The organism is Pseudomonas fulva NBRC 16637 = DSM 17717 (assembly GCF_000730565.1).
Classification (GTDB): domain Bacteria; phylum Pseudomonadota; class Gammaproteobacteria; order Pseudomonadales; family Pseudomonadaceae; genus Aquipseudomonas; species Aquipseudomonas fulva.
In genome coordinates this window covers 77,839-96,374 of sequence record NZ_BBIQ01000009.1, presented here as the reverse complement: position 1 = coordinate 96,374, position 18,536 = coordinate 77,839, and the positions used below count along the sequence as shown (strand labels likewise).

At 62.2% G+C, this 18,536-nt stretch carries 19 protein-coding genes; 7 read left to right on the top strand and 12 right to left on the bottom strand.

Going from position 1 to position 18,536, the window contains the following annotated elements; genetic code table 11:
• Window positions 1–90 precede the first annotated feature (90 nt).
• From PFU01S_RS11205 to PFU01S_RS11195, 3 genes are read left to right on the top strand one after another with little or no spacing between them, the layout of a single operon-like run.
• A complete protein-coding gene (locus PFU01S_RS11205) occupies window positions 91–1,518 on the top strand; it encodes a di-heme oxidoreductase family protein (protein ID WP_027914504.1) in 1,428 nt (475 codons plus the stop codon).
• 19 nt (window positions 1,519–1,537) lie between these two features.
• Window positions 1,538–2,602 (top strand): imelysin family protein, encoded by a 1,065-nt coding sequence (locus PFU01S_RS11200; RefSeq protein ID WP_027914503.1) that lies wholly within the window; start codon window positions 1,538–1,540, stop codon window positions 2,600–2,602.
• 2 nt (window positions 2,603–2,604) lie between these two features.
• A complete protein-coding gene (locus PFU01S_RS11195; protein WP_027914502.1) occupies window positions 2,605–3,702 on the top strand; it encodes a DUF1513 domain-containing protein in 1,098 nt (365 codons plus the stop codon).
• 27 nt (window positions 3,703–3,729) lie between these two features.
• On the opposite strand, the gene PFU01S_RS11190 is transcribed toward PFU01S_RS11195, so the two are convergent.
• From PFU01S_RS11190 to colR, 4 genes are all read right to left on the bottom strand, one after another.
• On the bottom strand, window positions 3,730–3,963 hold the full coding sequence (locus tag PFU01S_RS11190) for a hypothetical protein (protein WP_023534390.1): 234 nt from the start codon (window positions 3,961–3,963) through the stop codon (window positions 3,730–3,732).
• Window positions 3,964–4,111: 148 nt separating this feature from the next.
• On the bottom strand, window positions 4,112–4,792 hold the full coding sequence (locus PFU01S_RS11185; RefSeq protein WP_028687210.1) for a class I SAM-dependent methyltransferase: 681 nt from the start codon (window positions 4,790–4,792) through the stop codon (window positions 4,112–4,114).
• A gap of 108 nt (window positions 4,793–4,900) precedes the next feature.
• Window positions 4,901–6,208, bottom strand: coding sequence for a sensor histidine kinase (locus PFU01S_RS11180; RefSeq protein ID WP_027914500.1), 1,308 nt, complete (start codon window positions 6,206–6,208; stop codon window positions 4,901–4,903).
• The gene (colR, locus tag PFU01S_RS11175) at window positions 6,198–6,881 is read right to left on the bottom strand and encodes a two-component system response regulator ColR (protein ID WP_023534349.1); all 684 of its coding nucleotides are present in this window, start codon (window positions 6,879–6,881) and stop codon (window positions 6,198–6,200) included. Before colR ends, PFU01S_RS11180 begins: the two co-directional genes overlap by 11 nt.
• A 182-nt stretch (window positions 6,882–7,063) precedes the next feature.
• Here colR and PFU01S_RS11170 point away from each other — a divergent pair, with 182 nt between their 5' ends.
• On the top strand, window positions 7,064–7,792 hold the full coding sequence (locus PFU01S_RS11170; RefSeq protein WP_027914499.1) for a phosphatase PAP2 family protein: 729 nt from the start codon (window positions 7,064–7,066) through the stop codon (window positions 7,790–7,792).
• A 93-nt stretch (window positions 7,793–7,885) separates the two neighbouring features.
• On the opposite strand, the gene groL is transcribed toward PFU01S_RS11170, so the two are convergent.
• The 5 genes from groL to PFU01S_RS11145 all read right to left on the bottom strand — a co-directional run bounded on the left by groL (window position 7,886) and on the right by PFU01S_RS11145 (window position 12,487).
• Window positions 7,886–9,529, bottom strand: coding sequence for a chaperonin GroEL (groL, locus tag PFU01S_RS11165; RefSeq protein WP_027914498.1), 1,644 nt, complete (start codon window positions 9,527–9,529; stop codon window positions 7,886–7,888).
• Between the two features lie 50 nt (window positions 9,530–9,579).
• On the bottom strand, window positions 9,580–9,873 hold the full coding sequence (locus PFU01S_RS11160) for a co-chaperone GroES (protein ID WP_003251905.1): 294 nt from the start codon (window positions 9,871–9,873) through the stop codon (window positions 9,580–9,582).
• 235 nt (window positions 9,874–10,108) lie between these two features.
• Window positions 10,109–10,573, bottom strand: a complete 465-nt coding sequence (locus PFU01S_RS11155; protein WP_028687209.1) for an FxsA family protein — start codon at window positions 10,571–10,573, stop codon at window positions 10,109–10,111.
• A 67-nt stretch (window positions 10,574–10,640) separates the two neighbouring features.
• Entirely contained in the window at window positions 10,641–11,372 is a 732-nt protein-coding gene (locus PFU01S_RS11150) for a HugZ family pyridoxamine 5'-phosphate oxidase (RefSeq protein ID WP_028687208.1), read from the bottom strand.
• A gap of 104 nt (window positions 11,373–11,476) precedes the next feature.
• Window positions 11,477–12,487, bottom strand: a complete 1,011-nt coding sequence (locus PFU01S_RS11145) for a DUF481 domain-containing protein (protein ID WP_027914495.1) — start codon at window positions 12,485–12,487, stop codon at window positions 11,477–11,479.
• Window positions 12,488–12,649: 162 nt separating this feature from the next.
• Here PFU01S_RS11145 and PFU01S_RS11140 point away from each other — a divergent pair, with 162 nt between their 5' ends.
• A complete protein-coding gene (locus PFU01S_RS11140; protein ID WP_033695031.1) occupies window positions 12,650–12,991 on the top strand; it encodes an MGMT family protein in 342 nt (113 codons plus the stop codon).
• 42 nt (window positions 12,992–13,033) lie between these two features.
• The gene (locus tag PFU01S_RS11135; RefSeq protein ID WP_027914493.1) at window positions 13,034–14,581 is read left to right on the top strand and encodes an AmpG family muropeptide MFS transporter; all 1,548 of its coding nucleotides are present in this window, start codon (window positions 13,034–13,036) and stop codon (window positions 14,579–14,581) included.
• A 36-nt stretch (window positions 14,582–14,617) separates the two neighbouring features.
• On the opposite strand, the gene PFU01S_RS11130 is transcribed toward PFU01S_RS11135, so the two are convergent.
• From PFU01S_RS11130 to PFU01S_RS11120, 3 genes are all read right to left on the bottom strand, one after another.
• Window positions 14,618–15,862 (bottom strand): MFS transporter, encoded by a 1,245-nt coding sequence (locus tag PFU01S_RS11130; RefSeq protein ID WP_028687207.1) that lies wholly within the window; start codon window positions 15,860–15,862, stop codon window positions 14,618–14,620.
• A gap of 191 nt (window positions 15,863–16,053) precedes the next feature.
• The gene (locus PFU01S_RS11125; RefSeq protein ID WP_027914491.1) at window positions 16,054–16,896 is read right to left on the bottom strand and encodes a mechanosensitive ion channel family protein; all 843 of its coding nucleotides are present in this window, start codon (window positions 16,894–16,896) and stop codon (window positions 16,054–16,056) included.
• A gap of 111 nt (window positions 16,897–17,007) precedes the next feature.
• Complete coding sequence (locus tag PFU01S_RS11120; RefSeq protein ID WP_027914490.1) at window positions 17,008–17,493, bottom strand: YajQ family cyclic di-GMP-binding protein; 486 nt, start codon at window positions 17,491–17,493, stop codon at window positions 17,008–17,010.
• A 99-nt stretch (window positions 17,494–17,592) separates the two neighbouring features.
• Between PFU01S_RS11120 and PFU01S_RS11115 the strand changes: the two genes are divergently transcribed.
• On the top strand, window positions 17,593–18,510 hold the full coding sequence (locus tag PFU01S_RS11115) for a putative 2-dehydropantoate 2-reductase (protein ID WP_027914489.1): 918 nt from the start codon (window positions 17,593–17,595) through the stop codon (window positions 18,508–18,510).
• Window positions 18,511–18,536 lie beyond the last annotated feature (26 nt).

The following is an 18,536-nucleotide window of genomic DNA, read 5'->3' as shown; positions in this document are numbered from 1 at the left end:
TCATCCAGCAAACGCAAATTGCTCTTATTCAATGATCCTGGGCCTGATAAGCTTGCACGCCGGTTTTTACGTTCAGGCCCAGGATTCTGCATGTCCCTGCCGCTGTCCCGACTTGCCCCTCTGCTGCTGGTCTTTGCCCTCGCTGCCTGTGATGACGCTCCGCGTTTCACCCAGGCCGAGCCGGGCGAAGCGCTGTCAGGTGGCAAGACGACCGTGTTGCGCAGTGACCGCAATGCGTATTCGCAGCCCGCTGCCAATCTCTCCCCTGAGCGGCGCCTGGACTTTGCCGTGGGCAACAGTTTCTTTCGCAACCCGTGGGTCATCGCCCCCTCTACCACAACGGCGCGCGACGGCCTGGGCCCCTTGTTCAATACCAACGCCTGCCAGAACTGCCATGTGCGCGACGGGCGTGGCCACCCCCCCGCAACAGATGCCAGCAATGCAGTTGGCATGCTCGTGCGCCTGTCGATACCTGACCAGCCCTACCTGGCCAAGGTCATCGAACGGCTCGGGGTGGTACCGGAACCTGTGTACGGCACCCAGCTTCAGGACATGGCCATTCCTGGCGTAGTGCCTGAAGGCAAGGTGCGCATGACCTACACCCCGCAGACGGTCTCGTTCAAGGATGGCTATCAGGTCGAGCTGCGCATGCCTGCGTTGCAGATCACTCAGCTGGGCTATGGGGCGATGCACCCGGACACGCGCTTTTCGGCACGCGTGGCGCCACCGATGATCGGCCTGGGCCTGCTCGAGGCGATCCCCGAGGCCGACCTGCTGGCCAACGAAGACCCGGACGACCGCAATCGCGACGGGATTCGTGGGCGCGCCAACCGCGTATGGGACGACGCTCAGGGACGTTCAGTTGTTGGCCGCTTTGGGTGGAAAGCGGGCCAGCCCAACGTGAACCAGCAGAACGCGCATGCGTTCGCCGGCGACATGGGCCTGACGACGACATTGCAGCCCAACGACGACTGCACCCAGGCGCAGGTCGAATGCCGCGCAGCGCCCAATGGCGACGGCGTGGCAGGCGAAAAGGAAGTCAGTGACAACATCCTGCGCCTGGTCACCTTCTATACACGCAACCTTGCAGTACCGGCCCGGCGGGATGTGTCTGACCCCCAGGTGCTTGCAGGCAAGAACCTGTTCCACGAGGCCGGGTGCCAGAGTTGTCACATTCCTCAGTTCACCACCGCCAGCGATGCCGCCGAGCCGGAGCTCGCCGGTCAGACCATCCGGCCCTATACCGATCTGCTGCTGCATGACATGGGGCCCGGCCTTGCCGATGAACGAACCGAATTTGCCGCCAACGGCCAGGACTGGCGCACGGCCCCGCTCTGGGGAATCGGCCTGAGCGAAACGGTCAGCGGTCACTCGCAATTTCTGCATGACGGACGCGCGCGCAACTTGCTCGAAGCGGTGCTGTGGCACGGCGGCGAAGCCCAGGCAGCACGCGATTTCGTCCTTACATTCGATGCCGAGCAGCGCGCTGCGCTGCTGGCTTTTCTGAACTCACTTTAAACATGCACAGGAGCCGGCCATGTTCCGACCCAAACTGTTGTTTACCAGCCTCGCTGCCCTGGCCCTTGGCGCCTGCTCGCCGCAGGATCCGCAGGCCGTCACCTCCGCGGCCATCGCCAAGCAGGTGATCCTGCCCACCTACAGCCGCTGGGTCGAAGCCGACCGCATGCTGGCCGCCAGCGCCCTGGCTTTCTGTGAAGGCAAGGAGACCCTGGAAAAGGCGCGCGCCGATTTCCTCAATGCGCAAAAGGCCTGGGCCGAACTGCAACCCTTGCTGGTGGGTCCACTGGCCGAAGGCAACCGTGCGTGGCAGGTACAGTTCTGGCCTGACAAGAAGAACCTGGTCGGCCGTCAGGTCGAGCAATTGGTCAATGCGGACAAGCCTGTCGATGCGGCCTCCCTGGCCAAGGCCAGCGTTGTCGTCCGCGGCTTGTCGGCCTATGAGTACATCCTGTTCGACAGCAAGCCGGACATCGCCACGGCCGAGCAGAAGGCGCGATACTGCCCGATGCTGGTGGCCATCGCCGAGCACCAGAAGGGGCTGGCCGAGGAAATTCTCAAGGGCTGGAACAGCACTGATGGCATGCTCTCGCAGATGACCAAGTTCCCCAACCAGCGCTACGCCGATTCGCACGAGGCCATCGCCGACCTGCTGCGCGCACAGGTGACCGCTTTGGACTCGCTGAAGAAAAAGCTGGGTGCGCCCATGGGGCGGCAAAGCAAAGGCATCCCACAGCCGCTGCAGGCTGAAGCCTGGCGTAGCCACAACTCCATGAACAGCCTCCAGGCCAGCCTCAAGGCGGCCCAGGCGGTCTGGGTGGGTGTGGACAATCAAGGGCTGCGCGGGCTGCTGCCTAGCGATCAGAAGGCGCTTGCGCAAAAGATAGACGATGCCTACGCCACATCGTTGAAGTTGCTGGCCGACAATCAGAAAACCCTGGGCGAGCTGCTGGCCGACGATGCAGGCCAGCAGACCCTCAACCAGATCTACGACAGCCTCAACGTGGTACACCGCCTGCATGAAGGTGAGTTGGCCAAGGCACTTAACATTCAGTTGGGTTTCAACGCCAACGACGGTGACTGATCATGCTGCGACGCCAGGCCCTGAAACTCGGTAGCGTTGTGCTCAGTGCCCTTACCTTGGGCGGCTGGACGCTTCTGCGCAACAAAGGTAGCGAGCCCTTGCTGCTCTCGGCACGCGACGACGCCGACGGCAAGCACTACGCCGTGGGCTATCGCCTGGACGGCACCCAGGTGTTCAGCACCCAGGTCGCCCAGCGTTGCCATGCCATCATCGATCACCCCGACCGGCCCGTCGCCCTGTTCGTGGCTCGCCGCCCAGGGACCGAAAGCTACCTGGTCGATCTGCGCGACGGGAAGCTGCTGCAGACGGTGGTATCGCCGCCCGACCGGCATTTCTATGGTCATGCCGTGCTCCACAAGGACGGACAGTGGCTATACACCACCGAAAACGATACCCGTGACCCTGGCCGTGGCGTGCTGGGGGTCTATCGTTTCGACGACGAGCGCCTGGTGCGCACAGGCGAGCTCAGCACCCACGGCATTGGCCCGCACGAAGTCGCCTGGCTGCCGGACGGCGAAACGCTGGTAGTCGCCAACGGTGGCATCCGTACCGAAGCCGAAAGCCGGGTGGAAATGAACCTTGATGCCATGGAGCCGAGCCTGGTGCTGATGCAGCGCGACGGCACCTTGTTGAGCAAGGAAACCCTGGCCCAGCAGATGAACAGTGTTCGTCACCTGGCGGTAGCACGCGACGGCACCATTGCCGCGTGCCAGCAGTTCATGGGGGATGCCTCGGATACTGCCGAGCTACTGGCGATCAAACGGCCGGGCCAGCCTTTCCAGGCTTTCCCCGTTGCGCAACACCAGCTACAGGCCATGGCCCAGTACACCGCCAGCGTGGCCATTCACGACGAACTGCGTCTGGTGGCCTTGACAGCACCACGGGCTAACCGCCTGTTCGTCTGGGACCTGGACAGCGGCGCCGTTCGTCTGGATGCGCCCATGCCCGACTGTGCCGGGGTTGGTGCGGTGAAGGACGGGTTCGTCGTGACATCTGGCCAAGGCCGTTGCCGGTTCTATGATTGCCGCAAGCACCAGCTCGTCGGCCAGCCCCTGAACCTGCCTTCAGGCTTCTGGGACAATCACCTGCACCTAATCTGAAATGTGCGTCAGGCCATGCCCTGCGGCTTAGCCGAACGGCCGCAGGCCCTGGCGCATGCCGAACAGGAACAGCAGCAGGTCATGATCAGGCTGCACCTTGGCCTGCTGCTGCGGCTTTACCTCGCGCGGCAGTGCACATTGTTCAGCCAGCTCCGATTGGCTGAACACCACTGTTTTTGGTTGTTCCCACGCTGCCACCGCAACGGTAGTGAGCGCCAGGCCCCCAACCAGGAACAAAGTTCGAGCTATTTCTAGTTTCATTGCCCTAACCCTTTGACAGCGCTGCCAAACGCTACCTCATCAACGTAGTGCAACCTACGCCCCTTTGCACGCTTGAACGACGAATGGCGGCACCTGTCACATGGGTGATCACGCAAAGGGCGCTGCCCTCGAGAGCCGTCAATGCGCCTCAACCCTTGCGCAATACATACACACGCCACATGGCATAAAACGGCAGGAAGTCGAGACGCTCCTGGATTCTGAAACCCGCGGCAGCGAATTCCGCCTCAACCGTTTCGGTGGGTAACACAAAACGGTTCTGGTAACTTTCCGGCCCGTGCTCGGCGCCGCGACGCCGCTCGAGCTTCCTGCGCCGCCAGGCTTTGAAATTGCCATCCACCCACAACGACACAATCACGCTGTCTCGGCTAACCCGATGAAACTCATTGAGAATCGCTTTTCTGTGCGCCGCTTCGCCAATATGGTGAAACAGACGCATGCAAAAGATGCTGTCCACCGCGTTGTCCGGCAATTCGATGGCAAAGGCCGAGGTCTGCAAAGGTCGTACCCGGGCCACGATTTCCGATGGTTGGGCCGCGCATGCCGTCTCGATCATGTCGGCTGAATTGTCTGCTCCGATGATCACGCGGTTGGCTTTTTCCGCCAGCAGTGGCCAGAAGCGACCCGCCCCGCAGGGCAGGTCCAGGACTAGGCCCGGCTCGCCCGCCAGCATCAGGGCCCGTCGAGCCAACTGTTCATCGCGCTTATGGGAAAGACGCCTGGCCAGGCCAGCCTGGTGCTTCAAAAAATACTGTTGGGCATGGGCCTTGTCGTATTTACGGGAAAACTCGAGGTTGATGGGGCTACGCATCGGGCATCTCCTGATTCCAATGGCGGCCAGACTAAGCAGCCAAGCGTTGGAATCAGGTTATGGCCTTGTGAAAAAAGCGTTCTTCAATAGGATATTTCTTACAGGCTATTACGAAAGTGTGTTCAGCTCGCCCTTGGCTACGGTGCTGCTGAGGTCCACTTGGAAACGGCAGCCATGGGGGTGGGTCGAGGTCAGGGTGACCTGCCAGCCCTGGTCATCGCAAATGCGCTGGACCAACGACAAGCCCAGACCAAGCCCTTCACCTCGGCGCTCATCCCCCCGCACGAAGGGCTTGAACATGGCTTCGCGCTGCTCCTCCGGGATGCCTACCCCGCTGTCTTCCACGGTGAAATGCGTGGCTTGCAGGGTCAGACGAATGTAACCGCTGTCGGTGTAATGGGCAGCATTACGCAGCAAGTTGCCCATGACCGATTGCAGGAAGGTGGCGTTGTACAAGACCGGACCTGCGTTACCACGGCCTTCGTAATGCAGCGTCAGCCCCTTTTGTTCGATGGTGTCGCGCCATACCCCGATCAATTCGTCCCCCACCTCGCGCAGGGTTGCCCGCGAAGCCACAGCGCCTTCGTCTCTTTGAGCCCGGGCCAGCATGAGGAAGGTTTTTACCAGCTCGCGCATTTCCTCGGTGGCGCGGGCTACCCGTTCGACCTGACTGCGCGAGCGCGCGTCCAGTGCCGGGTTTTCCATGAGCAGCTCGCACGAGGTGGCCAGCACCATCAGCGGCGTACGCAACTCGTGGCTGACGTCGCTTGTGAACAGGCGCTCGCGCGTCAAGGCATCGCGCAGACGGCCCAGGGTGTCGTCGAAGGCCACTGCCAACTGCCCGACCTCGTCGGCGGCGTAATCAGGCGCCAATGGTGGCGCCAACCCCAACAGCTGATCGCGATGGCGCACTTGGCGCGCCAGGCGGATGACCGGCGCCATCACCCGACGCGCCACCAACCAGCCCAGAATCACGGCGAGCACCAGGCTCAATACGAACCCTACGACCACCACCGCGAACAGCAGCCGTTCTCGCTCCTCGAAGTCGCTTTGATCCTGCAACAGCACGTAGCGACGACCGTCCACGATCTCCACCATGGCGTGATACGAAAGCTGATCGCGAAAGACCTCGTGGAAACCCCGGTCCAGATGGCGCAGGTCCTTTGGCAACTCGAAATCGTCCCGCCCGCCACTGAAGTAGAACAGTTGGTCCGGTCGCGGACGGTGACTCCAGTCGCTGACGCTGTCCATGCGCAACAGACGCTGCAAGTCACCGCCGAGCACCGACGAAATCAGGCGTTCTTCCACCAGGTGCACGGTAGAAACGATACCCACGGCGAAAGCCCCCGCCACCAGCGCGCTCATCAACGCAAAGGCAATGATGATGCGCTGGGCAAGGCTCTGTTTAAACTCCATCGCGGCCCTCGGCGAGGCGATAGCCGACGCCATGGACGGTATGCAGCAGGGGTTTTTCAAAGGGTTTGTCGATCACCTGGCGCAACTGGTGTACATGGCTGCGCAGGCTGTCGCTGTCGGGGCAGTCATCGCCCCACAGGGCTTCTTCGAGCACTTCGCGCCGCAACACGTGCGGGCTCTTCTGCATGAGCACCGCCAGCAGTTTCAGGCCGACCGGGTTGAGCTTGAGCAGGCGGCCTTGCCGGCTGACCTCGAGTGTGTCGAGGTCGTAGCTCAGGTCTGCAACCTGCAGCGTGCGACGTCCACCACCCTGCGCCCTGCGCAGCACGGCTTCGATACGCGCAGACAGCTCGGACAGGGCGAAGGGCTTGAGCAGGTAGTCATCGGCGCCGGAACGGAAGCCTTGCAGCCGATCGTCCAGCTGATCGCGGGCGGTGAGCATGATCACCGGCGTGTCGCGGCGTGCGTCTTCGCGCAGGCGCTTGCACAGCGTATAGCCATCGATGCCCGGCAACATGATGTCGAGCACGATCAGGTCATAGTGCTCGGTCGCTGCCAGGTGCAGGCCCGACAACCCATCCTGGGCACAGTCGACGGTATAGCCCTTCATGCCGAGGTAATCGGCAAGGTTGGCCAGAATATCGCGGTTGTCTTCAACCAAGAGGATGCGCATGAATTTCTCCTGTGCGACGCTGCTCGCGGTGATGCGCGGCAGGCGCAGCTTAAGGCCTAAGCCTGCGGGGTGCCAGCCTTTGGATGAATTCAGGCGGCTTGACGTTTTTTTCACCGAACCTTCACGGACACAGCATAGAAGCGGCCTGACAATGCGCGACCTTCTCGCGCCCTGGAGCCGCCATGCAGCAATCAAATTGCCCTCGCCCCTTGAACCTGTGGCTGTACCTAGGTATTCCAATGGCCATCATGCTTGGGCTGGTGGCGCTCGAATGGACGTCGGTGGACATGGACATAGCCAACCTGTTCTTCGATACCGCCACCGGGCAGTTCATCGGTCGCCACAGCTACCTGCTGGAGAACATCCTGCATGACCGGGTCAAGCAGGGCGTAATCGTGTTGGGCGTACTGGCACTGGCTGTGTTCGCGGCAAGTTTTTTGGTCAAGGGTTTGTACAGCTGGCGCCGCGAACTGGGCTGCCTGGTGCTCGCACTGGGGGTGTCCACCGCCTTCGTCACACCGCTTAAGAAACTGACGCAGGTGCAGTGCCCTTGGAGCCTCACGCAGTTCGGCGGCTCGGAAACCTACAGCAAGCTGCTCGAGCCAAGGCCTGCCACCGACAAGCCGGGCCTGTGCTGGCCGGGCGGTCACGCGACCACAGGGTTCTGCCTGTTCGCGCTGTTTTTCGCGTTGCGTGATCGTAAACCGCGCCTCGCGCGCGTGGCATTTGCGGCCGCCCTGATCGCCGGTACGGTCCTGTCGGTGGGCAGGATGATGCAAGGGGCGCACTTTTTGTCCCACAACGTGTGGACGGCCGTGTTCTGCTGGCTGATCGGCCTGGGTGCCTACTACCTGGTGCTGTACCGCAGACGGGCAGCAGACAGGCCAGCCGCCGAGCCCAACCCTGCCTGAGTCAGTGCCCCCCGGTCGAGTGCCGAGCCCTGAACGAAAAAGCCCCGGCTCTTGCGAGCCGGGGCTTAGGGGTATAGCGAGGGTAAGGCTGGCTTACATCATGCCGCCCATGCCACCCATGCCGCCCATGTCAGGCATGCCGCCGCCTGCTGGCTTGTCTTCCGGCAGGTCAGCAACCATGGCTTCGGTGGTGATCATCAGACCGCCGATCGAAGCAGCAGCTTGCAGTGCCGAACGGGTAACCTTGGCTGGGTCCAGGATACCCATTTCGATCATGTCGCCGTACTCGCCGGTCGCAGCGTTGTAGCCGTAGTTGCCCGAACCCTGCTTGACCTTGTCGGCCACAACGCTTGGCTCGTCGCCGGCGTTGGCAGTGATCTGACGCAGCGGGGATTCGACCGCACGGCGCAGCAGCGAGATACCGACGTTCTGGTCTTCGTTGTCACCTTTGAGGTCAACGATTGCAGACAGGGCGCGCACCAGGGCAACACCACCGCCAGGCACCACGCCTTCCTCGACCGCTGCACGGGTAGCGTGCAGTGCGTCTTCGACGCGGGCTTTCTTCTCTTTCATTTCGACTTCGGTGCCAGCACCGACCTTGATGACGGCAACACCGCCGGCCAGCTTGGCCAGACGCTCTTGCAGCTTCTCACGGTCGTAGTCCGAAGAGGTTTCTTCGATCTGAGCACGGATCTGCTTGACGCGACCCTGGATATCGTCTTCAGCGCCAGCGCCGTCGATGATGATGGTGTTTTCCTTGGACAGGGTAACGCGCTTGGCGTTGCCCAGGTGTTCCAGGGTAGCGGTTTCCAGGGACAGGCCGATTTCTTCGGAGATGACCTGGCCGCCAGTCAGGACGGCGATGTCCTGCAGCATGGCCTTGCGACGGTCGCCGAAGCCTGGTGCCTTGACTGCTGCAACCTTGACGATGCCGCGCATGTTGTTGACGACCAGGGTAGCCAGGGCTTCGCCTTCGACGTCTTCAGCAACGATCAGCAGCGGGCGGCCGGCCTTGGCAACGGCTTCCAGTACTGGCAGCAGCTCACGGATGTTGGAGATCTTCTTGTCGACCAGCAGCAGCAGCGGGCTGTCCAGCTCGGCAACCATGGTGTCTGGCTTGTTGACGAAGTACGGGGACAGGTAGCCGCGGTCGAACTGCATGCCTTCGACGACCGACAGCTCGTTTTCCAGGCCCGAACCTTCCTCGACGGTGATGACGCCTTCCTTGCCGACCTTCTCCATGGCTTCGGCGATGATTTCACCGATGGAGCTGTCGGAGTTGGCAGAAATGGTACCGACCTGGGCAATGGCCTTGGAATCGGCGCATGGCTTGGACAGGTTCTTCAGCTCGGCAACGATGGCGGAGGTCGCCTTGTCGATGCCGCGCTTGAGGTCCATCGGGTTCATGCCGGCAGCGACGGCCTTCAGGCCTTCGTTGACGATCGACTGAGCCAGCACGGTCGCGGTGGTGGTGCCGTCACCGGCTGCATCGTTGGCCTTGGAAGCGACTTCCTTGACCAGCTGGGCGCCCATGTTCTCGAAGGCGTCCTTGAGCTCGATTTCCTTGGCGACGGAAACGCCGTCCTTGGTGATGGTCGGCGCGCCGAAGCTCTTGGCCAGTACCACGTTACGGCCTTTCGGGCCCAGGGTCGCTTTTACCGCGTCAGCCAGAACGTTGACACCAACCAGCATTTTCTTGCGAGCGGAATCGCCGAATTTTACGTCTTTAGCAGCCATGATCGTTTAATCCTTGATAAATCTTTGGAGTAACGGGAAGTCGGTGGAAATCAGCCTTCAACAACGGCCAGGATTTCGTTTTCGGCCATGACCAGCAGGTCTTCGCCGTCGACTTTCACGGTGTTGCTACCCGAGTACGGGCCGAAAACCACTTTGTCACCCACTTTCACGGCCAGTGCACGTACTTCGCCGTTGTCCAGGACGCGGCCAGTGCCGACGGCGACGACTTCGCCGCGGTTTGGTTTTTCAGCGGCCGAACCTGGCAGGACGATACCGCCAGCGGTTTTCGATTCTTCTTCGCTGCGACGGATGACGACGCGGTCATGCAGAGGACGAAGCTTCATTGTCGATCTCTCCCAAATTGTGGTTTTCATCGGCCGGTGTCGACACCGGCGGGTTGATGCTGTCCGGCGTTGCCGGAAGGCCGCTCGCAACGAGCAAACGGCCTGAGTCATGTCTGGTGTCACCACCAGAAACCTTGCGGTGACCACTACATGAGGCCGTCCGAATCGATTACAAGGCTTGGCAGGGAATTTTTTTTGCCCAGGCATGAAAAAGGGCCGCTTGGCGGCCCTGTTCTCACTGATCGCGGCGCTCGTACTCGCCTTCTATCACATTGGGCCGATGGCCCCCGTCACGCGGGGGCTGGCCCTGCAAAGGGTCATCCTGAAACGCTCGCTGGCGGGTCGCCTGGGCCTGGGCACGCTCGCGCATCTTGCGAGCCGCCAGACGGCGGGTGAAGGGCAACAGGCACAGCAGGCCGAGCACGTCGCTGATGAAACCGGGGATCATCAGCAGAGCGCCGCCGACCGCCAGCATCATGCCATGGAACATGTCCTCGGCAGGCAGCTCACCGCGTTGCAGGCTTTCACGCGCACGCAGGGCCGTGGCCAACCCGGCGACTCGCATGACCAAGACCCCGAGGGCGGAGCCGGCGATAATCAGCAGCAATGCGGGGAAGAACCCGATGGCACCGCTGACTTTCACGAAGACGAACAGCTCCAGCACTGGAAACAGCAGAAGCAGCAGTAGAAAAACACGCATCAAAGCATTCCTCGTCGCAAGACACCCTTGCAGTAAGACCTACAAATGGATGCGTGTGCTCCGCTTTTCAAGCAGGTATTTCGCTCGAAGCCGGCCAGCGGTCGGCGCGGGCCAGAAAAACCAAGGCTTCGCGCACTTGTGTCGGCGTATTGCAATGAGTCGGAAATGCCAACCAGTGGATCGCCTGGCCGATGCGCAGGTGCATCCCTTCGCTGTCGATACCGACCAACTGCGCAGGCATGTGGCTGGGAAGCTGGGCAAGCTGCACATAGTGCGCGATGGCCACGCCATGGTCGCTGTTCATGTGCTCGATCATGCCGCTCTCGACCTTGCCGGCGAACGGATTGGCCAAGGTCACCTTGTCGAGCCAGTGGATGGCACCGAAGCCACCGATGTAGCGATGCCGTACCGGCTCAAGCACCCAGAAATCGAAGTCGTGAGCCTGGTGGTAGTCGGCCGCGTCCGGGAAGTAGCGGTAATAGCGCAGGGCCGCTGCCTCGATGCTGGTCGGGTCCTGCAGCTTGCTCGCCTCGGCCATGACGGTCAGTCGCCCGACCGCCTGCACGTCCTGCGCCTCACGCTCGCCCACCAGCAGCGAACACTTGGCGTCCTTGTGCAGGTTATGCGTGTGCTGGGCGATACGGCTGATCAGGATGAGCGGCCTGCCCTCTGCATCGAGGCAATAGGGCACGACCGAACCGAACGGGAAACCAGGCATGGACTTGGAATGGGTCGACAAGACCCCCCGGTATTCCTTGAGCAACAATTCCCGGGCAGGACGGACGGCGTTCTGACTCACTTCGAAACCCCTCGATGAAACCCTGCAGGCAGCAGGCGGTGATGGCAGGCACAAGACCGACAAGGGCAGGCCTGACTCCAATCGCCCAGCTTAACCCCGACGGCTTACCAGGTAACGCCAAAGCCTGCAGTGTAGCGGGTCTTGTCCAGGTCGCTCTCGCGGGTGCCACTGATGATGTCCTTCTCGGCCTTGAGGTTCAGCGACGCCCAGTCGGTGACCTTGTAGCGCAGGCCCACTTCGGCGTCCAGGGAATAGTCGGCGACATTGCCCAGGGGCTTTGCCAGCTCGCCGTTAGTGAACAGTTGCACCTTCTTGCCGATCAGGTAGCGGGTGTAGTCCCACTTCACGGCGGCGGAATAGAAGTTGTCCTTGTCACCGTCCTGGTACTCGAAGTCGGTACGGTTGATCAGCGAGCCCAGCGAGAAGGCACCCAGCTCGTCGTCCCAGAACTGGTAGCCAGGGCCAGTACCCACCGTGCGCTGGCGGGCGAGGTCTTCGATACGGTCACGCTTGTACTCGGCACGCCCCTGCCAGAACCATTTCTCGGTCAGGAAGCGGTCCAGCGCATACTCGGCGCTCCAGTTGTCGGTGGTGGTGACATCGTCCTTGGTCTCGCGGTTGTACTCGCCTTCGGCGTTATGACGCCAGCGCCCATGGCGTGCAGTGGTCTTGAAACTGACGTCGTAGTCGTCGGTGTCGTTCTCGGCCCGCTTGTAGTCCAGCGCCACATCGACATTGCCTTTCCAGACCAGGTCCTCGACCACCGGCTTGGGCTTCATGATCTGCTCGATGCTCGCCAGGTCCACCGTCTTGGGTGCCTCGCCGTTGGCCAGGGTCACTTTGCCTGCCTCGGCAGCCTGGAGCGACTTGGCCTTCTCGCCGGAGTAGGCATCCTGCTTGACCAGCAGCTCCTGGTCGCTTTCAAGGGTCTTCACCTGTTTCCAGTCCAAGGCGATCGAACCGCCGTAAGGCGTTTCGAGCAGCAGCTTGCCGCCGTCGAAGACCTTGATCTTGCCGCTCAGGCGGTCGCCATTTTTCATCCAGACAGTATCGGCGAACGCCGAGGAGACGCAGCAGGAGGCGGCGAGCAGTGAGAGCAGTAATTTGAAGGACATAAGCGGGCTACAGGTTCGATTTGGCGAGAAAACCGGGCATTATCCAGATGCAACCGGCAAGAGCAAGCAAAGACCTGCCACGCGCCGATGAGTTCCACTCTCATTTGCCGGCCGTTGGTCAGGTTTCATGTACACCCCAGGGAGGGCCTGGTGTTCGACGCGATGGAGCATACCTTGGAAACTGCAGAGGGCCGACGGACGGCATTGTATTCAGTGCTCGGCCAGGTGCCTGTCGGGCGCGTGGTGAGCTATGGCCAACTGGCAGCGCTTGCCGGGCTTGGCAAGGCCGCCCGGTGGGTGGGCCGCACGCTGTCCCAGTTGCCTGAGGGCACGCGTTTGCCTTGGCATCGGGTGCTGGGCGCAGGCGGTCGCCTGAGCCTGCCTTCAGGTACGCCATCGGGCGATGAGCAACGGGCCCGTTTGCGTGCCGAAGGCGTGCACGTGGCCAACAATCGCGTGGATATGACGCGCCATGGCTGGCGCCCGATGGAGCACAGCGGTTAGAGTGCGCGCTTTGTCCTGGAAACTTGAGGTAGATGTTGGTCCATGCCCCGTAAAACCTGGCGCGCTGCGCTCGCTGCCTATGCCAGCCCGTCAACCCTGGTGCTTTTGCTGCTCGGCTTCGCGGCCGGCCTGCCTTACATGCTGGTGTTCTCGACCCTCTCCGTATGGTTGCGCGAAGCCGGCGTAGCCAGGGAAACCATCGGCTATGCCAGCCTTATCGGCCTGGCCTATGCCTTCAAATGGGTGTGGTCGCCGCTGCTGGACCAATGGCGTTTACCGCTTCTGGGCGGCATGGGGCGTCGCCGTTCCTGGCTGCTGCTGTCCCAGGCACTGGTCGTGGTGGGCCTGGTCGGCATGAGCCTGTGCGACCCGCAACAGCACCTTTCGTGGCTGATCGCCCTGGCCGTCCTGGTGGCCTTTGCCTCGGCCACCCAGGATATCGCCGTGGATGCCTACCGCCTGGAGATCGCCGATGACCAGCGCCAGGCGGCCCTGGCCGCCAGCTACATGGCCGGTTATCGCGTCGCCGCCCTGCTCGCCACCGCCGGCGCGCTGTTCTTTGCCGAATGGTTTGGCTCCACCGGGTTCAGCTACCTGCACAAGGCGTGGGCCGGCACCTATGTGATGTTCGCAGTCATGATGCTTCCGGCCCTCTTCACGACCCTGGTCATGCGTGAGCCACCCGTGCCCCTGCGCACCCAGCTTTCGGCAGCCCGCTACGGGTTGGCCCACCAGTTGGCCTCGGTGTTCGTGCTCATCATCCTGCTGGTGTCGGTGCCGGCCAGCTTCACGCAGATGTTCAATACAGGCTGGTCGAGCGTGATCTCGGGCGACGCCACGCCCCTGGACCTGCTGCTCGAGGACCGCGCCTTCCTGCGCTTGATCCTGTACGTGCTGCTGTCCTGGGCTTGCCTGTCGAGCCTTGGGCGCCGCGGCCTTGCGCCGGTGCTCACGCCCATCAATGACTTCATCGTGCGCTACCGCTGGCAAGCCCTGCTGCTACTCGGGCTGATCGCCACCTACCGCATGTCCGACACGGTAATGGGCGTCATGGCCAACGTGTTCTACATCGACATGGGCTTTACCAAGGACCAGATCGCCAGTGTCAGCAAGATTTTCGGCCTGATCATGACCTTGGTGGGCGCCGGCGTGGGCGGCCTGCTCATCGTGCGCTTCGGCATCATGCCCATTCTGTTCATCGGTGGCGTGGCGTCAGCCGGCACCAACATTCTGTTCCTGATGCTGGCGGACATGGGCCCGAATCTGGAAATGCTGGTGGTGACCATTTCGCTGGACAACTTCAGCTCCGGCATGGCGACTTCAGCCTTTGTCGCCTACTTGTCGAGCCTGACCAACCTCAAGTTCTCGGCCACCCAGTATGCGCTACTGAGCTCGATCATGTTGCTGCTGCCACGCTTGATCGGTGGCTATTCCGGCGTCATGGTGGAGAAGTTCGGGTACCACGATTTCTTCCTGATCACCGCGCTGCTTGGCGTGCCGACCTTGATCCTGATCGCCTTGCAGTGGCGCCAGGACAGCACGCCCGGCCAGTCGGCCAGCCCACCTGCCCCGGCCTCCGAGCAGCCCTGAACCGCCTGCCTTGCAAGGGCAAGGCATGTGTACCGCCTAAGGCATCACAGCCGCTTGGGCACTGCGCGCCCTCAACAGCGACCACAGCGGCCACAGGGCTAGCCCCCCTGCCACACTGGCCGCCACGGCAAAGTGCAAAAGGCTCGCCCCGGCACCGATCATGGCCAGCAAGGTCCCGCCTAATCCCAGCAGCGCGATGGTGATCATGCCGAGCATGGCCGAGACCAGGCCTTTGCTTTGAGTGCTTGCGAACAATGTCATGCGATAGAGCACGGCATTGGCGATACCCAGGCCCAGTGCGTAGAGCGACAGACCTGCCACCAGGCTGATAACGCTCGGCCATACCCAGGTTGCCACCACCATCAGGCAGAGCCCTGCCACATAAGGCCACAGCGCACCGCGCACCAACGTCGGCAGCGGATGACGGTCGGCAATGTGGTTGATGATCAGGTTGCCCAGAATCAGCCCACCAAACACCGGCAACTGCCACAGGGCATAGGCGAGCGTGCTTAGCCCTTCATCGTGGATGAGCAGCACCGGGGACAGGCCAATCCAGCCGATCAACGGCAGACCAACCAGGCCCAGGGCGGCGCTGCCGGCGACGAAACGCCGGTTCGACAGCAGCTGCCCGTACCCGGCCAGCAACGGCAACAGGTGGATCGGGGTGAAGGCCAGGCGCGAGCCGTCGCGCCGCTCCACACCCAAGGTTTCGGGCATCAACCGATACAGCAGCAACCAGGCAACCACAGCGCCAATGGCAAACGCCACGAACAACCAGCGCCAGTCCAGCCATTGCAGCATCAGCGTCCCCACCAAAGGCCCCAGCAGTGGCGACAGCAAGGCGATATTGGCCAGCAAGGCCATCATGCGCACGGCATCCGCCTCGCTGAATGCCTCGTTGAGTGCGGGATAACTGACCGTGACCACAAAACCCAGTCCGATGCCTTGCAGCAGACGCAGCAGGTTGAACAGGCCAATGTCATGGACCCAGAAGGTGCCCAGGCACGCCAGGCCGAAGAATGCGCAACCGGTGAGCAGCAGCGGTCGGCGGCCGTAGCGATCGGCCAACGGCCCGATCAGCCATTGCAGCAAGACACCCCCGAGCAGGTAGAGATTGAGCGCATGGGGAATGTATTCGGGGCCGGCCTTGAGCTCGCCCACCACAACGGGCATCGCCGGCATGACGGCGTCGCTGGCCAGGTAGGTCAGCAGCTCGAACAGCGCGAGTGTCAGGCCAAACAACAAGGCCCGCAGCGGGGTGATGTACAGCAGTGGTTTCATGATGGTTTACGAAGATGACGGTGGGACGAGGCTATATGCCAGAAATCCCGATGACTGACTGTGAGCAAGTGTAAGCGCGCGAATAGATCCCCTTGAGCAACGAAGCCCGCCCTGCGCGCCCAGCAGGCCCTGTGAAGGACGCTGCTGAACCCGGAGGGCGGGCTCGATCGATGCCAGCCTGTGCTGAGGCCTTACTGCGCGGCCGTTTCCTGCACCACGCGAATGACCCGCTGCGGGAACGGAATGTCGATCCCTTCCGCCTTCAAGCGGTCACGTGCCTGCTCGTTGAGCATGAAGATCACGTCCCAGTAGTCCGAGGTCTTGGTCCACAGACGCAGCGAGACGGTGATCGAGCTGTCACCCAGGGTAGACACCACCGCCACAGGGGCAGGGTCGGCCAGCACACGTGGGTCCTGGGCCAGCTCCAGCAGGACGTTGCGCGCCTTCTGCAAGTCAGCCTCGTAGTCCACCCCCACGTCGAACACCACCTTGCGGGTGGGTTGGCGGTTGGTGTTGGTGATGATCCCGTTGGACAGGGAGCCGTTGGGCAGGATCACGGTCTTGTTGTCGCCGGTACGCAGCACCGTGTGGAAAATCTGGATGCTGTCCACGGTACCGCTTACGCCCTGCGCCTCGATCCAGTCACCGATGCGGAACGGGCGGAACAGCAGGATCAGTACGCCGCCTGCGAAGTTCGCCAGGCTGCCTTGCAACGCCAGGCCGATGGCCAGGGTAGCACCACCGATGGCCGCCACGAAGGAGGTCGTCTCGATACCGATCATCGAGGCCACGCTGATGGCCAGCAGGATCTTCAACACGATGTTGGCCAGCGTGCGGATGAAGCTCTGCAGCGCCGGGTCGTGGACTTTCAGGCCCACGAGCCTTGCCAGCCGGTCGCTGACGATGTTGGTCACCCACCAGCCGATGGCGAGGGTCACCAGCGCCAGCAGCAGGCGGCTGCCGTACGCCATGATCATGGGAATCCAGGTTTCGGATTGGCGGACCAGCTGATCGACTTCAGCACTCAAATCCATATTCATCTCCTGATGCCGAACGGCGATTGCACAATACGTCAGGCCGCCTGCATTTCAGCGGCCAGGCCCCCATGGACAGCCGTGAGTGCACGGGGGTTCCGGCGGCCCGGATCAGTCGCGGAAGTTGTTGAACTGCAGCGGCATGTCAAATTCCTTGGTACGCAGCAAGGCGATGGCTTCCTGCAGATCATCGCGCTTCTTGCCAGTGACCCGTACCTGCTCGCCCTGGATGGCGGCCTGGACCTTGAGCTTGCCATCCTTGATGGTGGCGACGATCTTCTTGGCCAGGTCCTTGTCGATGCCCTCGCGGAACTTGGCCTCCTGCTTTTTCTCCTTGCCGGACGGATAGGGGTCCTTGGTTTCCAGGCACTTGACGTCGATCTTGCGCTTGGCCAGGGCCAGGCGCAGGATTTCGATCATCGCCTCGAGCTGGATCTCTTCCTCGGCCGTGAGCATGACGGTCTGCTCTTTATCCTTGAACTCGAAGCTGCCCTTGCCCTTGAGGTCGTAGCGGCGGTCAAGCTCCTTGATGGCATTGTCGACCGCGTTCTGCACTTCGTGCTTGTCCAGTTCCGATACCACGTCGAACGAAGGCATGGTTACTCTCCCAAAATAAAAGCGCGCTCGGACTGAAGATGGAGCGCGCTGGGTTTGACGGTTAAAATGCGGGCTCATTATAACGGTTGCGAAACGCATATGAGCAGCACCTGGCACATTCTCGGCGCAGGAAGCCTGGGCAGCCTATGGGCCTGTCGTCTCGCGCGGGCCGGCAAGGCCGTGCGCCTGATCATGCGTGACAGCACGCGTTTGCAGGCTTACCAGCAAGTGGGCAGCCTTGGCTTGCTGGAACAGGACCTGACCGCCCACTACGCCATACCGGCCGAGACAGCCCAGAGTGATGGGCCGATCCACCGCCTGCTGGTGGCCTGCAAGGCCTATGACGCGGCGCCGGCCGTGGCCAGCGTTGCCAGCCGTCTTGTGCCCGGCGCCGAGGTGCTGTTGTTGCAAAACGGCCTGGGTAGTCAGGACGAGGTGGCCAGGCAGGTGCCGCAGGCCCGCTGCATCTTCGTCTCCAGCACCGAGGGCGCCTACCGGGAACGTGACTGGCAGGTGCGCTTCGCCGGGCAGGGGTACAACTGGCTGGGGGACCCGGGCAATCCTGCTCCACCGCCGTGGCTCGAGGATTTGCAAGCAGCGGGTATCCCTGCCCAATGGAGCCCCGATATCCTCAGCCGGCTCTGGCGCAAGCTGGCCATCAACTGCGCGATCAACCCGCTGACCGTGCTGCACCAATGCCGCAACGGGGGCCTGCTGGGCCATCTCGATCAGGTGCAGGCACTGTGCGTTGAGCTCGAGCGTCTGTTGCGTCAGTGCGGCCAGCCGCAGGCCGCTCAGGACCTTGAACAGGACGTGCAACGGGTCCTCCTGGCCACTGCCACCAACTACGCTTCGATGTACCAGGATGTACGGGCTGGCCGGCGTACCGAGGTGCAGTACCTGCTTGGCTATGCTTGCCAGGCAGCCCGCCGACATGGGCTGCACCTGCCGCATCTGGAACACCTGCTCCAATGCCTGGTCGATAACTTGCGCGTGCGGGGCTTGCCCTGCGACTGACGCGGCCCTTGAACCCACACGGACAT

Bases quoted from the DNA above. Each gene is read 5' to 3' on its own strand.
- PFU01S_RS11205 (WP_027914504.1), top strand. From the start codon at position 91: ATGTCCCTGCCGCTGTCCCGACTTGCCCCTCTGCTGCTGGTCTTTGCC.
- PFU01S_RS11200 (WP_027914503.1), top strand. From the start codon at position 1,538: ATGTTCCGACCCAAACTGTTGTTTACCAGCCTCGCTGCCCTGGCCCTT.
- PFU01S_RS11195 (WP_027914502.1), top strand. From the start codon at position 2,605: ATGCTGCGACGCCAGGCCCTGAAACTCGGTAGCGTTGTGCTCAGTGCC.
- PFU01S_RS11190 (WP_023534390.1), bottom strand. From the start codon at position 3,963: ATGAAACTAGAAATAGCTCGAACTTTGTTCCTGGTTGGGGGCCTGGCG.
- PFU01S_RS11185 (WP_028687210.1), bottom strand. From the start codon at position 4,792: ATGCGTAGCCCCATCAACCTCGAGTTTTCCCGTAAATACGACAAGGCC.
- PFU01S_RS11180 (WP_027914500.1), bottom strand. From the start codon at position 6,208: ATGGAGTTTAAACAGAGCCTTGCCCAGCGCATCATCATTGCCTTTGCG.
- colR (WP_023534349.1), bottom strand. From the start codon at position 6,881: ATGCGCATCCTCTTGGTTGAAGACAACCGCGATATTCTGGCCAACCTT.
- PFU01S_RS11170 (WP_027914499.1), top strand. From the start codon at position 7,064: ATGCAGCAATCAAATTGCCCTCGCCCCTTGAACCTGTGGCTGTACCTA.
- groL (WP_027914498.1), bottom strand. From the start codon at position 9,529: ATGGCTGCTAAAGACGTAAAATTCGGCGATTCCGCTCGCAAGAAAATG.
- PFU01S_RS11160 (WP_003251905.1), bottom strand. From the start codon at position 9,873: ATGAAGCTTCGTCCTCTGCATGACCGCGTCGTCATCCGTCGCAGCGAA.
- PFU01S_RS11155 (WP_028687209.1), bottom strand. From the start codon at position 10,573: ATGCGTGTTTTTCTACTGCTGCTTCTGCTGTTTCCAGTGCTGGAGCTG.
- PFU01S_RS11145 (WP_027914495.1), bottom strand. From the start codon at position 12,487: ATGTCCTTCAAATTACTGCTCTCACTGCTCGCCGCCTCCTGCTGCGTC.
- PFU01S_RS11140 (WP_033695031.1), top strand. From the start codon at position 12,650: ATGGAGCATACCTTGGAAACTGCAGAGGGCCGACGGACGGCATTGTAT.
- PFU01S_RS11135 (WP_027914493.1), top strand. From the start codon at position 13,034: ATGCCCCGTAAAACCTGGCGCGCTGCGCTCGCTGCCTATGCCAGCCCG.
- PFU01S_RS11130 (WP_028687207.1), bottom strand. From the start codon at position 15,862: ATGAAACCACTGCTGTACATCACCCCGCTGCGGGCCTTGTTGTTTGGC.
- PFU01S_RS11125 (WP_027914491.1), bottom strand. From the start codon at position 16,896: ATGGATTTGAGTGCTGAAGTCGATCAGCTGGTCCGCCAATCCGAAACC.
- PFU01S_RS11120 (WP_027914490.1), bottom strand. From the start codon at position 17,493: ATGCCTTCGTTCGACGTGGTATCGGAACTGGACAAGCACGAAGTGCAG.
- PFU01S_RS11115 (WP_027914489.1), top strand. From the start codon at position 17,593: ATGAGCAGCACCTGGCACATTCTCGGCGCAGGAAGCCTGGGCAGCCTA.